The sequence below is a fragment of the Streptomyces sp. SAI-170 genome (assembly GCF_049739565.1).
Lineage (GTDB): Bacteria > Actinomycetota > Actinomycetes > Streptomycetales > Streptomycetaceae > Streptomyces.
Genome location: NZ_JBMGQD010000001.1, coordinates 7465902 through 7482258, shown reverse-complemented (window position 1 = coordinate 7482258; position 16357 = coordinate 7465902). Strand labels below are relative to the sequence as shown.

Annotated in this window: 10 protein-coding genes; 5 read left to right on the top strand and 5 right to left on the bottom strand. The window is 73.4% G+C overall.

Features of this window, described 5'->3' with window-relative positions; genetic code table 11:
- Positions 1-7: 7 nt before the first annotated feature.
- On the bottom strand, positions 8-1183 hold the full coding sequence (locus RKD23_RS33670; RefSeq protein WP_424858394.1) for a MalY/PatB family protein: 1176 nt from the start codon (positions 1181-1183) through the stop codon (positions 8-10).
- A gap of 72 nt (positions 1184-1255) precedes the next feature.
- Positions 1256-2131 carry a glyoxalase III HchA gene (gene hchA / locus RKD23_RS33665; RefSeq protein WP_424857135.1) on the bottom strand — a complete coding sequence of 292 codons (876 nt, stop codon included), beginning with the start codon at positions 2129-2131 and terminating at the stop codon, positions 1256-1258.
- Positions 2132-2323: 192 nt separating this feature from the next.
- Between hchA and RKD23_RS33660 the strand changes: the two genes are divergently transcribed.
- Positions 2324-3148, top strand: coding sequence for an SDR family oxidoreductase (locus tag RKD23_RS33660; RefSeq protein WP_424857134.1), 825 nt, complete (start codon positions 2324-2326; stop codon positions 3146-3148).
- Positions 3149-3265: 117 nt separating this feature from the next.
- Here the strand turns inward: RKD23_RS33660 and RKD23_RS33655 are convergent, their stop codons facing one another.
- On the bottom strand, positions 3266-4534 hold the full coding sequence (locus RKD23_RS33655; RefSeq protein WP_424857133.1) for an MFS transporter: 1269 nt from the start codon (positions 4532-4534) through the stop codon (positions 3266-3268).
- A gap of 242 nt (positions 4535-4776) precedes the next feature.
- Between RKD23_RS33655 and RKD23_RS33650 the strand changes: the two genes are divergently transcribed.
- On the top strand, positions 4777-7983 hold the full coding sequence (locus RKD23_RS33650; RefSeq protein WP_424857132.1) for a non-ribosomal peptide synthetase: 3207 nt from the start codon (positions 4777-4779) through the stop codon (positions 7981-7983).
- Positions 7984-8028: 45 nt separating this feature from the next.
- Here RKD23_RS33650 and RKD23_RS33645 read toward each other — a convergent pair whose 3' ends face one another.
- Positions 8029-8880, bottom strand: a complete 852-nt coding sequence (locus RKD23_RS33645; RefSeq protein WP_424857131.1) for an alpha/beta fold hydrolase — start codon at positions 8878-8880, stop codon at positions 8029-8031.
- Positions 8881-8987: 107 nt separating this feature from the next.
- Positions 8988-12179 carry an amino acid adenylation domain-containing protein gene (locus tag RKD23_RS33640; RefSeq protein ID WP_424857130.1) on the bottom strand — a complete coding sequence of 1064 codons (3192 nt, stop codon included), beginning with the start codon at positions 12177-12179 and terminating at the stop codon, positions 8988-8990.
- Positions 12180-12608: 429 nt separating this feature from the next.
- On the opposite strand from RKD23_RS33640, the gene RKD23_RS33635 reads away from it, so the two are divergent.
- The 3 genes from RKD23_RS33635 (at position 12609) to RKD23_RS33625 (ending at position 16323) form a co-directional block, all read left to right on the top strand.
- The gene (locus RKD23_RS33635) at positions 12609-14387 is read left to right on the top strand and encodes a condensation domain-containing protein (RefSeq protein WP_424857129.1); all 1779 of its coding nucleotides are present in this window, start codon (positions 12609-12611) and stop codon (positions 14385-14387) included.
- 218 nt (positions 14388-14605) lie between these two features.
- Entirely contained in the window at positions 14606-15301 is a 696-nt protein-coding gene (locus RKD23_RS33630) for a thioesterase II family protein (protein ID WP_424857128.1), read from the top strand.
- On the top strand, positions 15298-16323 hold the full coding sequence (locus RKD23_RS33625; protein WP_424857127.1) for a TauD/TfdA family dioxygenase: 1026 nt from the start codon (positions 15298-15300) through the stop codon (positions 16321-16323). Before RKD23_RS33630 ends, RKD23_RS33625 begins: the two co-directional genes overlap by 4 nt.
- The last annotated feature ends 34 nt before the right edge of the window (positions 16324-16357 follow it).

The window sequence follows — 16357 nt, the reverse complement described above, 5'->3', positions numbered from 1 at the left end:
GGGCAGGTCAGGGCAGGGCAGCGGTCATCCGGCGCACCGCCTCGGTGATCAGGTCCGGTGAGGTGGCCAGGTTCATCCGGACGAATCCCGTGCCGCCGGTGCCGAACGGCGTCCCGGAGTTCAGGGCGACCCGGCCGCGGTCGAGGAAGACGGCCGCCGGGTCGTCGCCGAGACCGAGTCCGCGGCAGTCCAGCCAGGCGAGGTACGTGCCCTGCGCGGGCGAGTGGCGGACGGCGGGCAGGTGTTCGGCGAGCAGGCCGGCCAGCAGACGGCGGTTGTCGTCGAGGCCGGACAGCACGGCGTCGAGCCAGTTACCACCTTCGTCCAGGGCCGCCGTGTGGGCGATGATCCCGAGGTGGCTGGGGCCGTGGCTCACCTCCTCGGGGAGGCGGGCGAGGTCGCCGGCCGCCTCGGGCCCGGCGACGGCGAGGGCGGCCTTCAGCCCGGCCAGGTTCCAGGCCTTGGACGCCGACATCAGCGATATCCCGTCCTGGCCGCCGGGCACACTCTGATACGGCACGAAGGACACGCCCGAGGCCACGATCGGGGCGTGGATCTCGTCCGCCACCACGCGCACGCCGTGCGTCCGGGCCAGCCGCGCGACCTCCGTCAGCTCGGCGGCGGTGTGCACGGTGCCGGTCGGGTTGTGCGGGCTGCACAGCAGGTACACCGGGCGGCCCGTGCCGCGGGAGGCCCGCCGGAAGGCGTCCTCCAGGGCGGTGAGGTCGATCCGCCCGTGCGGATCCAGCGGCGCCTCCACGACGGGCCGCCCCATGCTGCCCATGAACTGGTAGAAGGGCGGATACACAGGGCAGTTGACCACGACGGGGTCGCCCGGACCCGACAGCAGCTTGATCATCTCGACGATGCCCAGCATCACGTCGGGCACGATCGCGGTGCGCTCCACGGCGAGTCCGTCCCAGCCCCACCGTGCGCGGGCGAACCGGGCCAGCGCCTCGGCGTACGCCGTTCCGGCCGGGTAGCCGGTGTCGCCCAGCGCGACCGCATCCGTGATGGCCCGCGCGACCGGCTCGGCCAGCGGGACGTCCATCTCGGCCACCCACAGGGGCAGTACGTCCTCGGGGTAGGTCCGCCATTTCATGCTCGTACGCCGCCGCAGCTGCGTCAGAGTGAGCCGGGACAGCGGGCCGGTGCCGTCCGCCGCGAAGGTGCCACGCGTCATCCTGTCCATGGGCCGAACGTAGGCGAGCCCGGGCCGGGAAGGTGCGGCTTCCCCGCAGGTCCGCCGGTTTCGCTATCCCGCGGCCGCCTCGACCAGGGCGTCCGCCGCGAGCAGTCCGAGCTTGTTGGCGGCGAGGGGGCTGTCGCCGCTGAGGAGCCTGCGGTCCTGGTGGGTGCTGCCGGTCAGGCCGTCGTTGAGGATGTTCAGGCCCTGCTTGCTCAGCAGATCGGCGACCAGCCAGGGCAGCCGGCCGGGGAGGTAGCCGATGTCGACGTTCGGGCCCTCGTCGGCGGCGTCGGGGAAGACGCACAGCGAGTAGCCCTTGAACGGCGACTCGGTCTTGCCCAGCTTGGCGGCGAGCAGCGCCGCCGGGCCGTGGCACAGGGTGATGATGAAGCGGTCCTCGGCCAGGGCCCAGTCGAGCGTTCGGCCCACGGTCTCGCTGGTCGGCAGGCCGACCATGGCCGCGTGTCCGCCCGGAATGAAGACGGCGAGGTAGTCCGAGTCCGAGCCCAGTTCCTTGGCGACCACGTCGGCGAGCCTCCGGGGCCGCTTCAGCTTCGGCTTCAGGGCCTCGTACGTGCCGAGGACCGCCTCGTCGTCGCGCGGCATGGCCCACAGCTCCAGCTTCGCCGGGTAGCCCTCGACGGTGGCGATGTCGACGTCGAAGCCGGCCTCCATCAGGTGGTGCAGCGGCAGCAGCGTCTCGACCGGGTGGTTCCCGCTGGAGAACTGCGTGCCGTTCTGCATCAGCACATAGCGCTCCTCCGCCGCGATCACCAGCACCTTCCACCTGCCCTGCGTGTACGCGCCCTTGTGCCGCACCCCGTCGAAGTCGGTCCGGGGCGCGGTGTACTGGCCGAGCGAGTACGGCGACGGGAAGTAGGCGTCGTCCTCGGCCGGGTCCGGCGTGGGGGCCCTGCTCGGCTCAGGTGCGGCTTGCGACATGCGACGACCCGTTTCGCTAGGTGTTCCAGATCACACTGGCCATACTGCCCGGGGCGCTGGGGGGACGCGACCGGACGGCCACGCCGGGCGGGGTTCCGCGGGGCCGGTGCCGAGGTGATCATGCGTCATAGGATTCGGACCTACGTTCGTGACCCACGTCCATTCGTGACCTACGTCCAAAGGGGTTCACCCATGCGGCTGGCAGGCAAGACGGCACTGATCACGGGGGCCGCGCGCGGCATAGGCCGCGCCACGGCCGTCGCCTTCGCGAAGGAGGGCGCGGACCTGGTGCTGCTCGACATCTGCGCCGACGCGCCGGGCTGTCCGTATCCCCTCGGCACGGCCAGCCAGTTGAAGGCGACCGCTGAGGAGTGCCGGGCCGCCGGCGCCTCGGTCGTCGAGCAGGCCGGAGACGTACGGGCCGCCGAGGATCTCCGCTCGGCCGCGGACAGCGCCCTCGACCGCTTCGGCACCATCGACGTCCTGGTCAACAACGCCGGCATCGCCGCGCCGTCGGGACGCCCGGTGCACGAGATCGAGGAGGACGAGTGGGGCCTGATGCTCGACATCGACCTCAGCGGCTCCTGGCGTGCCATGCGGGCGGTGCTGCCGGCGATGGTGGCCCAGCGCTCGGGCAGCGTCATCAACGTCTCCTCGACCGCGGGCATGGTCGGCTACCGCTACTTCGCGGCGTACGTCGCCGCCAAGCACGGGCTGATCGGCCTCACCCGTGCGGCGGCCCTCGACTACGCCCCCCACGGCATCCGGGTCAACGCCCTGTGCCCCGGCTCGGTGCGCGACGAACCCGCCCTGGAGGGCCGGATGCTCGTCGAGATCGCCCGCTGCCTCGACGTGCCCACCGCCGACCACGAGCGCACCTTCGCCGAGTCGCAGCCCATGAACCGCCTCGTCGAGGCCACCGACATCGCCTCCACGGCGGTGTGGCTGGCCAGTGACGAGTCCCGTCAGGTGACGGGGGCGGTCGTGCCGGTGGACGGCGGGTTCACGGTGCGCTGAGGCCCCTCGACGGGATCCGGCCCCGGCGGGCGGTCGTACCCGGGGACGGCGGGTTCACGGTGCGCTGAGGCCCCTCGACGGGATCCGGCCCCGGCGGCTCGACGAGCCGCCGGCCCCTCACGCCGGGTCGGCCGCGCCTGCCGTGCTCAGCTCCTCCTCCGGCTCCGGCTCCGGCTCGGCGGTGGTCGCCGTGCGCAGGGGCCGGGAGGCCAGAGCCGCGAGGCCGGTCAGGGCGATAGCCGCCCCGCAGGCCAGGATCGCGGTGCCGGGGCCGGTCAGCCGGGAGAGGTTGCCCAGGACGTTGTTCATGGCGAGCAGCGCCACGCTCTGCACGAGGGTGAGCAGCGCCTGCATCCGGGCGAGGTGCGAGTGCGGGGCGCTCATCAGCACCAGCGGGCCGATGTGGGAGGCGAAGAGCCCCGAGCCGAGGCCGACCAGGAGGGCCGCCGGGACCGCGGCGCCCGGGGCCAGGGCGAGCAGGCCCAGACCCGCGGCGGCGACCAGGACGCCCACGCCCGCGGCCAGGCCGGGACGGCCCAGGGCGCCACGGACCATGACCACCAGGGTGACGCCGAGCAGCCCCAGGCTCTGCGCGCCGAAGATCACGCCGGTCCAGCCCGCGCTCCAGTGCTCCTGGCGGGCCAGCAGGGGCAGCAGCAGCGGGATCACGGGCAGCAGGAAGCCCGCCACCCCGCCGGTGACGAGCAGCGCCGCGCGCAGCACGGGGTCCTTCATGCCGGTGCCGACGCCGTCCAGCGCGTCGCGCAGGAAGCTGCCGCTGCTCTGGGCGGGCGGAATGTCGAAGACGGGACGTACGGCGATCAGGACGACGAGGATGACGGCGAAGGTCGCCGCGTTCAGCAGGGCCGTCCCGGTCAGGCCGCCCGCGGCGACGAGCGCGCCGCCCAGCGGGCCGGCGACGAAGGTCACCAGCTGGGCGCCACCCTGCCGCATCGCGAGCGCACGCGGGAGCGGCTCCTTGCCGACCAGCCGCAGCGGCATGGAGCCGGAGGCGGGCAGATAGAAGGCGTCCTTCACGCCCACCAGCACACCGGTGGCCACGAGCAGCCAGACGGCGGGCCCAGTCCGGTGGGAGACCGCCGCGAGCACGATCGTGCCGGCCAGCATCACCGCGTCCCCGGCGATCATCACCCGGCGGGCACCGAACCGGTCGCCGACCGTGCCCCCGACGATCAGCAACAGCACCCGGGGCAGGTTGATCGCGGTGAGCACCAGACCGGCCACCGCGCCGCCGTGCGTGGCCGCCGCCCAGCCGAGGGCGAAATACAGGACCGCGTCGCCCAGGATCGAGGCGAGTGCTCCTGACAGCCAGAGGTAATAGGCGCGCGGCAGCGGGCTTGTGGCCCGGTCTCGTCGTCCGGTCATGCGGGGACTCTACAGTCGCCCGACACCGCAGGGCGTTGCGCTTCGAGCCCCCGCGGCCGTAGGTGCTGCGGCGCCCTCCGGTTCCGGCCACAGATGCTCCGCGTCGGCCAACTTCCGAGTGGCGCAGGTCACTTGCCGGGAGACTTGCTGCCGTCCGCCGCGAGTTGATCAACTGTGCGGGGCCGTCGACGGCACCGCCCACCCCCAAGGATCCCGTCGCAACAGCCCCTTCGGAGGGCACTGTGTCGCTTGACTCTCCTGACGACGACATCACCGCTTGGCTCCGTTCCCGCCCGCGCCGCGCGACCATGCCGCACGCGGACCGGTCCCGTCCGCTGATCGCGTCGACCGCCCAGCGCCGGCTCTGGTTCGACCACCAACTGCGCTCCCAGGCGGACCCGGACGGCGGCACCGTCTACCACTCCACGCTGGCACTGCGCCTGCGCGAGGGGGTCGACGCGGCGGCCCTCCAGGCGGCCGTGGAGTCCCTGGTGGCCCGCCACGAGTCGCTGCGCACCCGCTACTCCCTCGCCTCCGACGGTGTGCTCCATCAACTCGTCGACGCTGCCGGGCCGTTGAAGCTGCATGTCGAGGACTGCGGCGGGGACGAAGAGGTCCGTCGGGCGCGGATGGCGGAGTTCTTCGCCGCCGGGTTCGACCTGGAGCGCGGTCCGCTGCTGCGCGCCGGGCTGTTCACGCTGACGGACCGCGACCACATCGTCTTCCTGGTGATCCACCACATCGCCACCGACGGCTGGTCGATGGACCTGCTTCATCGTGAACTCGGCGAGCTCTACCGCTCCCCCACCGCGGACCTTGCTGAACTCGCCCATCAATACGCCGACTTCGCCGCTTGGGAGCAGTCCGAGTTCGAGCGCGGGGCGTTCGCGGACGCCCTCGCGCACTGGCGGGAGCACCTCGCCGGGGCGCCCCAGGCGCTGCCCTTCCCGACCGACCTGCCCCGGCCCGCGGACCGTACCTTCGCCGCCGGGTGCCACCCGTTCGAGATTCCGGCCGCCACCGTGGCGGGACTCGAGCGGATCGCCCGGGACTGTGAAGCGTCCGTGTTCCAGACCCTGCTCGCGGCCTTCCAGGTGCTGCTGGCGCGCTGGACCGGTCAGCCGGATCTGATCGTGGGCTCGGTGGCGGCCAACCGCCGCTCCGCCGAGACCGAGCCGATCGTGGGCCTCTTCGTCAATCTGCTGCCGCTGCGCGGCCGCGTGGACGAGTCCGAGCCGTTCGCGCGCCTGGTCGCCCGCACCCGGGACACCGTCCTCGACGCCTACGACCACCAGGGCGTGTCCTTCGACCGGCTGGTCGAGGCCGTCGCACCCACCCGTGCTCCGGGACACAACCCGCTCGTGCAGGCGGTGTTCACCCTGGCCGAGCCGGTCCCCGGGACGGAGTCCGCGTGGGGTGAGCGGCTGGAGTTCCGGGAGACCACCCGGACCCAGTTCGACCTGACCTTCGCCGCGGGGCCGGGCGAAGGGGGCGCGCTGGCCGTCGACGCGCACTTCGCCGCCGACCTCTTCACACCTCGCGCCATCGCAGGGCTGGCACAGCGATTCGTCGCCCTGCTGGAGGAGTTGACGCGCTCCCCCGGCACGAGCCTCTCGCTGATCCCGACGGTCACCGACCGAGAGGCCGCGGAGCTCGACGCGTTCGCCACCGGCGCGCCCGCCGGTGAACCGCCGCTGGTCCTCGACCTCTTCGACCGGCAGGTGCGCGAACGCCCCGACGCGGAGGCGGTGGTGGACGGCGCCACTCGGCTCAGCTACGCCCAGCTCGACGCCGAGGTGGACCGTGTCGCCGCTCTGATGGCCTCCCGCCTCACGACCCCGGCCACTCCTGTCGGGGTCTGTCTGCCGCGCTCGGCCGCCCAGATCGCGGCCCTGCTCGGCGTACTGCGCGCGGGGGCCGTGTATCTGCCGCTCGACCCGGCCTACCCCGCCGAGCGCCTCGACCATCTGCTGCGCGACTCGGGCTGCCCACTGGTGCTCACCGACGACACCACCCGGTCCCGGCCCGAATGGCCCGCGCACGTCGAACTCCTCGATGTGTCGACACCGTCGTCCGCCGCCCAACCCGGCCCGGACGTACGGCCCTTGCAGCCCGCGTACGTGATCTACACCTCCGGCTCCACCGGCCGGCCCAAGGGTGTCCTGGTGACGCACGAGGGCATCGGCAACTTCGTCTCCTGGTACGTCGACCACTACGCCCTCACCCCGGACGACCGCCTCTCCCAACTGGCCAGCCCCAGCTTCGACGCGGGGCTGCTGGACACCCTTCCGGCGCTGGCCGCGGGGGCGACGCTGACCGTGCTGCCGGACGAGGCCCGGCTCGACACGGGCCGGCTCTGGGACCGGCTGGCGGACGCGGGCGTCACGGTGGCCTTCCTGACCACGCCGCTCTTCGCGGCGGCAGCGGCGGCAGCAACGAAACCCACGGCGGCCGCACCCGAGGCCCTGCCCTCCGCCGCCCCCTCCCTGCGCTCCGTCCAGATCGGCGGCGACAGCCTGGCCGGCGTCCCGCCGGAGCTGCCCTTCACGCTCGACAACCTCTACGGGCCCACCGAGGCGACCATCGCGGCCAGTTGCGGCCGGCTGGAGCCGGGCGGGGCCGTCCACATCGGCGGCCCGCTGCGCGGGATGCGGGTGCGTGTCCTGGACGCCTGGCTGCGCCCGGTCCCGGTGGGCACCCCGGGTGAGGTGTTCCTGGCCGGGCCGGGTGTCGCGCTCGGCTATCTGGGCCGCACCGGACTCACCGCCGGCCGCTTCGTGCCCGACCCGTGGGCCGGGGACGGCAGCCGGATGTACCGCACGGGTGACCGGGCGCGGTGGCGCGCCGACGGGCGCCTGGAGTACCTGGGCCGCACCGACGCCCAGGTGAAGGTCCGCGGTCACCGTATCGAGCCCGGCGAGATCGAGGCCGTGCTCGCGGCCCACCCCGGCGTCACCGAGGCCGCGGTCGCCCTGCGCACCCCGCCGGGCGGCGAGCCGCAGCTGTGCGCGTACGTCTGCCTGGGAGCCGGTGCGGACCTGGACGCCGTACGGGCGCACACCGAGCGGGCGCTGCCCGTCTGGATGCACCCCGCCGCCTACACGGTGCTCGCGGAGCTGCCGCTGACCGCGAACGGCAAGGTCGACCGGGCCGCCCTGCCCGCACCGGAGTTCCGTGCCGCCGCTGCCTACCGGGCGCCCAGCGGCCCGATCGAGGAACTGGTCGCCGAGGTCTGGCAGGAGGTGCTCGGTGTGGAACGGGTCGGCGCACAGGACGACTTCTTCCGGATCGGCGGCCACTCGCTGCTCGCCACGCGCGTGCTGTCCCGGCTGACCGACCTCAGCGGCTGCCGGTTGCCGCTGAGGACCGTCTTCGACCATCCGGTGCTGGCCGACCTCGCCCGTGAACTGGAGGAGGCGGTCGTCGCGGCCGCCACCGCGGACGGGTAGCCGCTCGGGTGCGGGCCGCCGTCCACGGCCCGCACCACCCCCGCCTCAGACCGCGCGGCCCAGGAAGGCGTCGAGCGCTCCGCCCAGCGCCTTCGGGTCCTCCAGCCACATGTAGTGGCCCGCGCCGGGCTGGACGTACGACTCCCCGTGCGGGAAGAGCGCGGCGAGCCGCTCCCCGGTCGCCGGGGTGGGGAACGGGTCCCGCTCGCCCGTCACCACGAGCACCGGCGTCGCCGACTCGGCGGCCAGGGCCCGCACTTCGGCGGGATCGAGGGTGATGTCGGCGTAGAAACCGGCCGCGGCCGGCTCGGACAGTTCCTCCGTCTCGGCGCGGGCGTGCGCGCGGGCGGCCTCGTCCCAGCGGCCGTAGAAGAAGGGGGCCGCCTGCTCGCGGTGGGGCAGGCTGTCGGCGATCGTGGGCGCGCCCAGCCAGCCCTTGATCCCGGCCCGCGCGCTCTCGTACCAGTCCTCGTCGGCCCGCCGGGCCAGCGCCTCCTCGAAGTCGTCGACCCCGATGCCCACGGCGCGGGTGCTCGGCGCGAGGAGCACCAGCCGCGCGACGCGCTCGGGCCGGCGGAGGGCGTACAGCAGCGCGGTGTTCCCGGCGGACGAGTGGCCGAGCAGGTCCATGCGCTCCAGGCCGAGACGGATGCGCAGCGCCTCGATGTCGTCGACGAGCCCTTCCATGCCGTACGACGCCGGGTCGGCGGGTTCGTCGGAGGCGCCGGTGCCCCGGTTGTCGAGCAGGATCAGGGACCGCCGGCCCGCGGCCCCGGCCAGCCCGGCGAGGTACGTGCCCGCGCGGCCCGGTCCGCCGGGGACACAGACGAGGGGCGGCCCGTCACCGAGCACCTGGTAGGCGAGCCGGGTCCCGTCGGACGCGGTGAACGTGGGCATGTCTGCTGCCTTTCGGTCGGGGATGCGGGGTCCGTGAAGGGTGCTGGGCATGCCGACAGGCCCCGGCGGTGGCGTACGGCCGGCCGCCGGGGCCTGTCGGCGCGCGGTCACGCCTCGGGCGTGGCCTCCCGTTCGGCCGCGAGCCGGTCCAGCTCGGCGGCCAGCGCGCCCACGGTCGGGTGGGCGAACAGCAGCCTCATCGGCAGCCGCAGCCCGGTCTCCTTGCGCAGCGTCGACACCACCTGGGTGGCGACCAGCGAGTGGCCGCCGAGCTCGAAGAAGTTGTCCTCGACGCTGTCCACCGGCTTCTTCAGCACGGTGCTCCACGCCTTGGCGACGAGCTTCGCAGAGGGCGTCGAGGGCGCCTCGCCCGCACGGTCGCGGTCGGTGTTCTCCTCGCACAGCAGCACCAGGGCCGCCTCGTCGACCTTGCCGGTCGCGGTGAGCGGGAGCCGGTCGACGCGCAGGACGTACGAGGGCACCATGAAGTCGGGCAGCGCCGCCTCCAGCGCGGTGCGCACCTCGGTCTCCAGCTTCTCCCCGGCCGTGTCGTCAGGGACGACGGCCAGGCCGAGCGCGGGCGCGACCGGGCCGGGCACGGTGAAGACGGCCGCGCTGCGGACGCCGGGCACCGCGCTGGTGGCGCGTTCGATGCCGGCGGGCTCCACCCTGAAGCCGCGGACCTTGATCTGCTGGTCGGCCCGTCCGACGAACTCCAGTGTCCCGTCGGGCCGCAGGCGCACCAGGTCGCCGGTGCGGTACATGCGGCCGCCGTCGCCGAGCGGGTCGGGCAGGAAGCGGGCGGCGGTCTGGCCGGGCAGGTTCCGGTAGCCGCGGGCGACGCCCTCTCCGGCGATGAACAGCTCGCCCGGCGTGCCGGCCGGGACCGGCCGCAGATAGCGGTCGAGCACGCGGATGCGGTAGTTGGGCAGGGGCCGGCCGATGGTGACCGGGTCGTCGCCTGCGGCGGAGTCGGCCCAGGTGGCGCAGATGGTCGTCTCGGTGGGCCCGTAGGCGTTGATGAACCGCCGTGCCCGCGACCAGCGTTCGACGAGCGCGGGCGCGGACGCCTCGCCCGCGACGACCACGGTCCGCGGTCCCGATCCGGCGGCCGGCGTGGGCTGCGCGGCCAGCAGCGAGGGGGTCGCCGTGATCAGGTCCACGGTCCCGTCGAGGACCGTGTCCATCCCGTCGAGCGGGTCGGCGAGCACGACGCCGCGGCCGTGGGCGAGCGGCAGAACGGTGGACCAGATCCAGCCGTCGAAGGCCGGGGCGAGCACATTGCCGCCGAGGCCGTGGTGCGCCGGGGCGAGCGGGGCGACGGCCGCGACCAGGTTGGCGAGGTTGCGGTAGCTGACGCCGACGCCCTTGGGTTCGCCGGTGGTGCCCGAGGTGTAGACGAGGTACGCCAGTGCGTCGGGCAGCCCGCGCTCCGGGCGCACCTCGGGGGCCTCGGCCGCCGCCAGGGTGGCGGGGTCGAGCACGGGCACACCGTCGGCGGCCCGCGCCAGGGGGGCGGCGGCGTCCGCGACCAGCACCGTCACACCGGCGTCCCGGACGGTGGCGGCCAGCCGGTCGACCGGGTGGGCCGGGTCGAGCGGCACGAACGCCGCTCCGGTCTTCCACACGGCGAGCAGCGCCGCGACCAGGTCGCGCGACCGGCCCAGATGGACTCCCACGGCACGCTCGGGTCCGGCGCCGTGCTCGCGCAGGGCGGCCGCCAGCGCGTTCGCCCGGCGGTCCAGTGCGGCGAAGTCGAACGCGCCGTCCGGTGCCCGTACGGCGATCCGGTCCGGGTCCTGCCGGGCGACCTCGGCGACCAGCTCGGCCACGTTCAGGCCGGCGTCGAAGTCGGCGGCGGGCCCGTCGAGCGCCGCGTCGGCCGCGTCCCCCGGCAGGCGCAGCAGGGGCAGCTCCGGCTCGGCCACGAGGGCGCGCACGGTCGCGAGGTACTCGGCGGCCAGCTGCTCGGCGGTCTCGGGGTCGAACAGGTCGGCGTCGTAGACGACTTCGCCGTGCAGGCCCTCGTCCTCGGGGGCGAGGGCGAGGACGAGGTCGTAGCGGCTGGAGCGGCCGGCCACCGGGTGGTCGGCCAGTTCGAGGCCGGGCAGCGGGCGGGCCCGTCCGGCGGCGGCGTTCAGCGAGAACGCCACCTGCACCAGCGGGTTGGCGGCCGTCGAGCGCTCCGGGGCGATCAGCTGCACCAGATGGTCGAAGGGCACGTCCTGGTGCTCCATGGCGGACAGCACGGTCTCCCGCACCTGCCGCAGCAGGGCGCTGAACGGCTGCTGCGGATCGACGCGGACGCGCAGCGGAACGGTGTTGACGAAGAAGCCGATCAGCGGTTCCAGCTCGGACAGGCTCCGGCCGGCCACGGGGCTGCCGATGACCAGGTCCCGGCTGCCGGAGCGGCGTGCGAGCAGCACGGCGTAGGAGGCGAGCAGGGCCATGAAGGAGGTGGCCTTCTCCCGGGCGCACAGCTCCTCGACGGCCCGTGCGGTCGCGTCGTCCACGTGCAGCGGCGTCCAGCCGGCCCGGTGGCTGCTGTGGGCGGGGCGCGGCCGGTCGGTGGGCAGGTCCAGGACGGTGGGCGCGCCGTCCAGGGCCCGCAGCCAGAAGTCGATGCCGGGCTGCAGCGCCCCGTTCTCCAGCCGGGTGCGCTGCCATTCGGCGAAGTCGGGGTACTGCACGGCCAGTTCGGGCAGCGCGGGCTCGTCGCCCGCGGTCAGGGCCGTGTATCCGGCGGTCAGTTCGGCGAGGAGGGTGCCGGCCGACCAGTCGTCGACCACCAGGTGGGGTGCCACCAGCAGCAGGACGTGCCGGTCGGGCGCGAGCCGGAAGAGCCGGGCGCGCAGCAGCCTGCCCTCGGTCCAGTCGAACGGCTCGTAGGTGGCGGTCTCGACCGGTCCGGCCAGCGCCTCCGCCGGGACCTCGACGACCGTACGGTCGAACGCGTACGGGTCGCGCACTTCCTGGAGGAGTTCGGCTCCGTCCTCCCGGAAGGCGGTGCGCAGGGCCTCGTGGCGTCGCACGATCAGGTCGAGCGCCCCGAACAGCGCGTCCGTGTCGAGGGAGCCGGTCAGCCGCCAGGCGAAGGGGATGTTGCGGTCCCCGGAGACGTCCTCGGCGTGGTCCTGGAACCAGAGTCTGCGCTGGCCGGAGGACGCGCGCAGCGGGGCCGACCGGTCGGCGCGCGGGACGGCGGGCGCGTCCGAAGATCCGCGCCGGCCGGCCAGCCAGCGCTGCAGCAGTTGGGCCCGGTCGTCCGGGTCGGCAGCCGGTTGCTGGGACGAGCTCATGGGGATCCCACTTCTCCTCGGTGTGGCTGAAGCCGGTCGGTGACCCCGGCCCGTGCGCCCGCTGGTGGCCGACCCGGCTCGGCGGGAATGTCAGGGAACTGTCGACGGAGCCCTTACGTCCGCTCACGTCCGGGCCGGAGAGCCGCAGCGCGGCACCAGGACGATGGACGGTGCCCACCGGTGCTCAGCGGCGCTCACCGGTGCTCACTGGTGCGACGGATCTGGTGCCTGATGTCCGAAAAATCTGCGGTGCGGGTCGATACTCACGGCAACATATGCTTCAAAAATCGCGAGAGTCAAGACTGGATCTTGTTCGGAGTTCATCCTCATACTGGCTTCAACCAGCAACCAATCCGGGTGCATTGACCGACCGTCAATTCACCGCCAAGCGTTTTCGCACCGCTATCCCGGGGGAAAGGGCGCTTCTGCATGGCTGACCAACAGCCTGATCCGGCTGTCGACATACTCCAGGCGTGGCTCGACCGGGCGGGGGAGGCTCCGGCCTGTACGGTGCCCCGCGCGGACCGGGAGCTGCCGCTGCCGGCGTCGCACGCCCAGCAGGGCATGTGGCTCGCCCAGCAGGTGGCCGGGGACGACGACCGTTCGCTGACCGCCCCGCACGCCTACCGGCTGACCGGCCCGCTCGACGTGGACGCGCTGGCCGCCGCGCTGGGCGCGGTCCTCGCCCGGCACGAGGTGCTGCGCACCGGATTCGCCGTCCGCCAGGGCGAGTTGTTCCAGGTCGTGGCCGATCCGACGCCCTTCCGGCTGGTCCCCGAGGACGTCGCGGGGCCGGAGGAACTGGACGCTGTCGTACGGGACTTCACCCGGCTGCCGTTCGACCTGGAGCGTGATCCTCTGCTGCGGGCCCGGCTGTTCCGGCTCGGCGCGCGGGAGCATGTGCTGGTCGCGGTGTTCCATCACATCGCCAACGACGGCTGGTCGATGGACGTCTTCCACCGGGAGCTGGCCGCGCTTTACGACGCCGCGTCCGATCTGCCGTCGGTGACCGATGTAAAGGTTCTGGCGGACGTCGCGGAATTGGCCGAAATCGCTGTTCAGTATCCGGATTTCGCCGTCTGGCAACGTTCTCTCGCGGACGACGAGGCAGCTCACGAGGAAGCCCTGGCGCATTGGCGCGAGGTGCTCGCCGGGGCGTCGGATCTGCTCGCGCTGCCGACCGACCGGCCGCGTCCGGCCGTCCGTTCCAGCGCGGGTGACCGCATAGGTTTCGCCGTCCCGTCGGACGTCTCGGCCGCCGTCGCCGACCTGGCGACGGCCCGCGGCACGACGCCCTTCGCCGTGCAGTTCGCGGCGTTCCAGACGCTGCTCGCCGCCTGGTCGGGGCAGTGGGACCTGATCACCGGCATCACGACGGCGAACCGCGCCCTGCCGGAGACGGAGGAGCTGATCGGGTTCTTCGTCAACGTGCTGCCGATCCGCGGCGCCCTCTCCCCCGACGAGAGCTTCGCCGACGTGCTGGTCCGCACCGGGCGGAGCCTGATCGACGCCTACAAGCAGGACGAGCTGCCCTTCGAGCTGCTGCTGGAGCGGCTGGAGCTGCCGCGCGCCGCGGGCCACAACCCGCTGGTCCAGGTCACGGTCGCCTCGCACCAGGAACTCACCGCACCGCTGGCCCTGTCCGGGCTGACCGTCGAGCACCTGCCGCCACGGGGGCTCGATGTGCAGGAGGACCTCACCTTCTACCTCACCTCAGGCACCCAGGGTGTCAGAGGCGACTTCGCCTACCGCACCGACCTGTTCGACCGCTCGACGATGGAGGAGCTGGGCGAGGCCTACCTGCGCCTCCTCGAAAGGGCCACCAGCCACCCCGACTTGACGCTCCAGCAGCTCGCGACCGAGGCGGCCGTACCGGCCGGGCACGCGCCCGCCGACGAGACCGCTCAGGCCCCCGACCCGGCGGGCACCGCGCCCCAAGGCGTGCTGGAGGAACTGGTCGCCTCCGTGTGGAGCGAGCTCCTGGGCCGCGACTCCCTGACCCGTGAGGCCAACTTCTTCCAGGTCGGCGGAACCTCGCTCGCGGCGTCCAGGGTCGCCAACCGCCTCTCGGAGGAACTCGGCGTACGGGTCCCCGTACGAGATGTCTTCCGCAACAGCGGCCTCGCCGCCCTGGCCGCCCGTCTCACCGAGCTGATCCGAGAGGCCGCCGCAGCCGAAATGGGGTCCGAGGGGGCCGACCGCACATGACACCGACGCCGGCATCAGCAAGGGGCGCGGGGAACTGCGCGACCAACCACACACAACCCGCACAGAACCACACACCCTCACCCCCCACGACCCCGAGGGGCGAGGGGAACGGCGCGAGCAACCCCACACAACCCGCACCCGACCACACGAGAACACCCCAGCCCCGAGACTGGCTCTGGGACGTCACCCCCCGCCCCGCAGCCGTCGGCCAGACACTCGTGCTGCTGCCGCACTCCGGCGGCTCCGCCCAGGCCTACGGCGACTGGGGCCAGTGGTTCCCGAGCAGCGTCCGTGTGGTCGCCGCCCAGTACCCCGGCCGGGGCGCCCGCTACGGGCAGGAACCGGCCACCGAGATCGCGGCCCTGGCCGACCCGCTGGCGGAGGTGCTGGCCGGACTGGACACGCCGGTGCACGTCTTCGGCCACAGCCTCGGCGCGCTGCTCGGCTTCGAGGTGTGCTGGCGGCTCCAGCAGGCCGGGCGCCCGGCGGCCGCGTTCTACCCGTCGGCCGCCGCCGCGGCGCACGCCCACCGCTCCGCGGCCGTCTCCCCGGCCCGGCTCACCGATGACGAGCTGCTGGCGCTGCTCAAGGAGCGCGGCGGCATGCCGGAGGACATCCTGGCGGAGCCCGACCTGATCGACCTGGTGCTCGACGCCTGCCGCTCGGACATGGCCGTCACCGACAGCTACTCCTACGGGGACGAAGACCGCCGCCTGGACTGCCCGGTGGTCGCGTTCGGCGGCGACAGCGACTCGGCCGTCCCCGTCGACCGGCTCCAGCGGTGGCGCGAACTCGGCACCGGCCACAGCGAGATCCACGTCCTGTCCGGCGGCCACTTCTACCTCCATGACCACATGGCCACCCTGACCGCGGTGGTGCGCCGGCACCTTCAGGAGCGGAGTTCCCTCATATGAATCCCGACGCAACTGCCCCCGCCGAGCTGCCCCTCCTCCTGGAGCCCGGCAAGCCGCCGGTCCTCCCCGCACCCGCGCTGCCGGACCTCGCCGGGGCCCGCACCTGGCTGTCGGAGCAGCGGTCGGCGATCCGTACCGAACTGCTGCGCCACGGGCACCTGTTGATCCGGGGGCTGCCGATCACCCGGCCCGAGGAGTTCGCCGAGCTGCGCGACATCCTGGTGGAGTCGCGGGCGGCCTACAAGGAGAAGGCCACCCCGCGCAGCGCGTACGGCGACGACGTGTACTCCTCCACGGACCTGCCGGCCGCGCAGCCCATCCACCTGCACAACGAGAACAGCTACACGCTCGACTTCCCCGGGCTGCTGGTCTTCTGCTGTCTGGAGGCGCCCGAGAAGGGCGGCGCCACCACCGTCGCGGATGTCCGTGAGGTGCTCGCGGCGCTGCCCGCCGACCTCGTCGAGCGGTTCCGGAAGGCGGGCTGGCTGCTCACCCGCAACTACCACAGCCATGTCGGGCTGCCCTGGCCGACCGCGTTCGCCACCGACCGCCCCGAGGCGGTGGAGGAGTACTGCGCGCGCAACCTCATCGGCTGGGAGTGGACCGGCGAGTCCGGCCTGCGCACCGTCCAGCGCCGCTCCGCGCTGGTCCGCCACCCGGTGACCGGCGAGGAGGTGTGGTTCAACCACGCCGCGTTCTGGAGCCGTTGGTCGCTGGACGAGGAGGTCCTCGACGTGCTGACCATGACCTACGGCGACGACGGCCTGCCCTTCGACACCGCCTTCGGCGACGGCGGCGAACTGACCGCCGAGGACGTGGCGACGCTCAACGCGGCCTATGACGCGGCGACCCGGCGCGAGAGCTGGCAGCCGGGCGATCTGATGCTCGTCGACAACATCCTGTCCGCCCACGGACGCGACGCCTACCAGGGCGGCCGGAAGATCCTGGTCGCCATGGGCGAGCCGGTGACCCTCGAGGACTGCGCACCGACCGTGCGGCCGGCTCCCGGGCCCCTCGCCTGAACGTTCCCGTCACTCGCCCGAACGTTCTTCTCCC

Excerpts from the sequence above, each read along its gene's own strand:
- RKD23_RS33670 (WP_424858394.1), bottom strand. The coding sequence starts at position 1,183 with ATGACGCGTGGCACCTTCGCGGCGGACGGCACCGGCCCGCTGTCCCGG.
- hchA (WP_424857135.1), bottom strand. The coding sequence starts at position 2,131 with ATGTCGCAAGCCGCACCTGAGCCGAGCAGGGCCCCCACGCCGGACCCG.
- RKD23_RS33660 (WP_424857134.1), top strand. The coding sequence starts at position 2,324 with ATGCGGCTGGCAGGCAAGACGGCACTGATCACGGGGGCCGCGCGCGGC.
- RKD23_RS33655 (WP_424857133.1), bottom strand. The coding sequence starts at position 4,534 with ATGACCGGACGACGAGACCGGGCCACAAGCCCGCTGCCGCGCGCCTAT.
- RKD23_RS33645 (WP_424857131.1), bottom strand. The coding sequence starts at position 8,880 with ATGCCCACGTTCACCGCGTCCGACGGGACCCGGCTCGCCTACCAGGTG.
- RKD23_RS33640 (WP_424857130.1), bottom strand. The coding sequence starts at position 12,179 with ATGAGCTCGTCCCAGCAACCGGCTGCCGACCCGGACGACCGGGCCCAA.
- RKD23_RS33635 (WP_424857129.1), top strand. The coding sequence starts at position 12,609 with ATGGCTGACCAACAGCCTGATCCGGCTGTCGACATACTCCAGGCGTGG.
- RKD23_RS33625 (WP_424857127.1), top strand. The coding sequence starts at position 15,298 with ATGAATCCCGACGCAACTGCCCCCGCCGAGCTGCCCCTCCTCCTGGAG.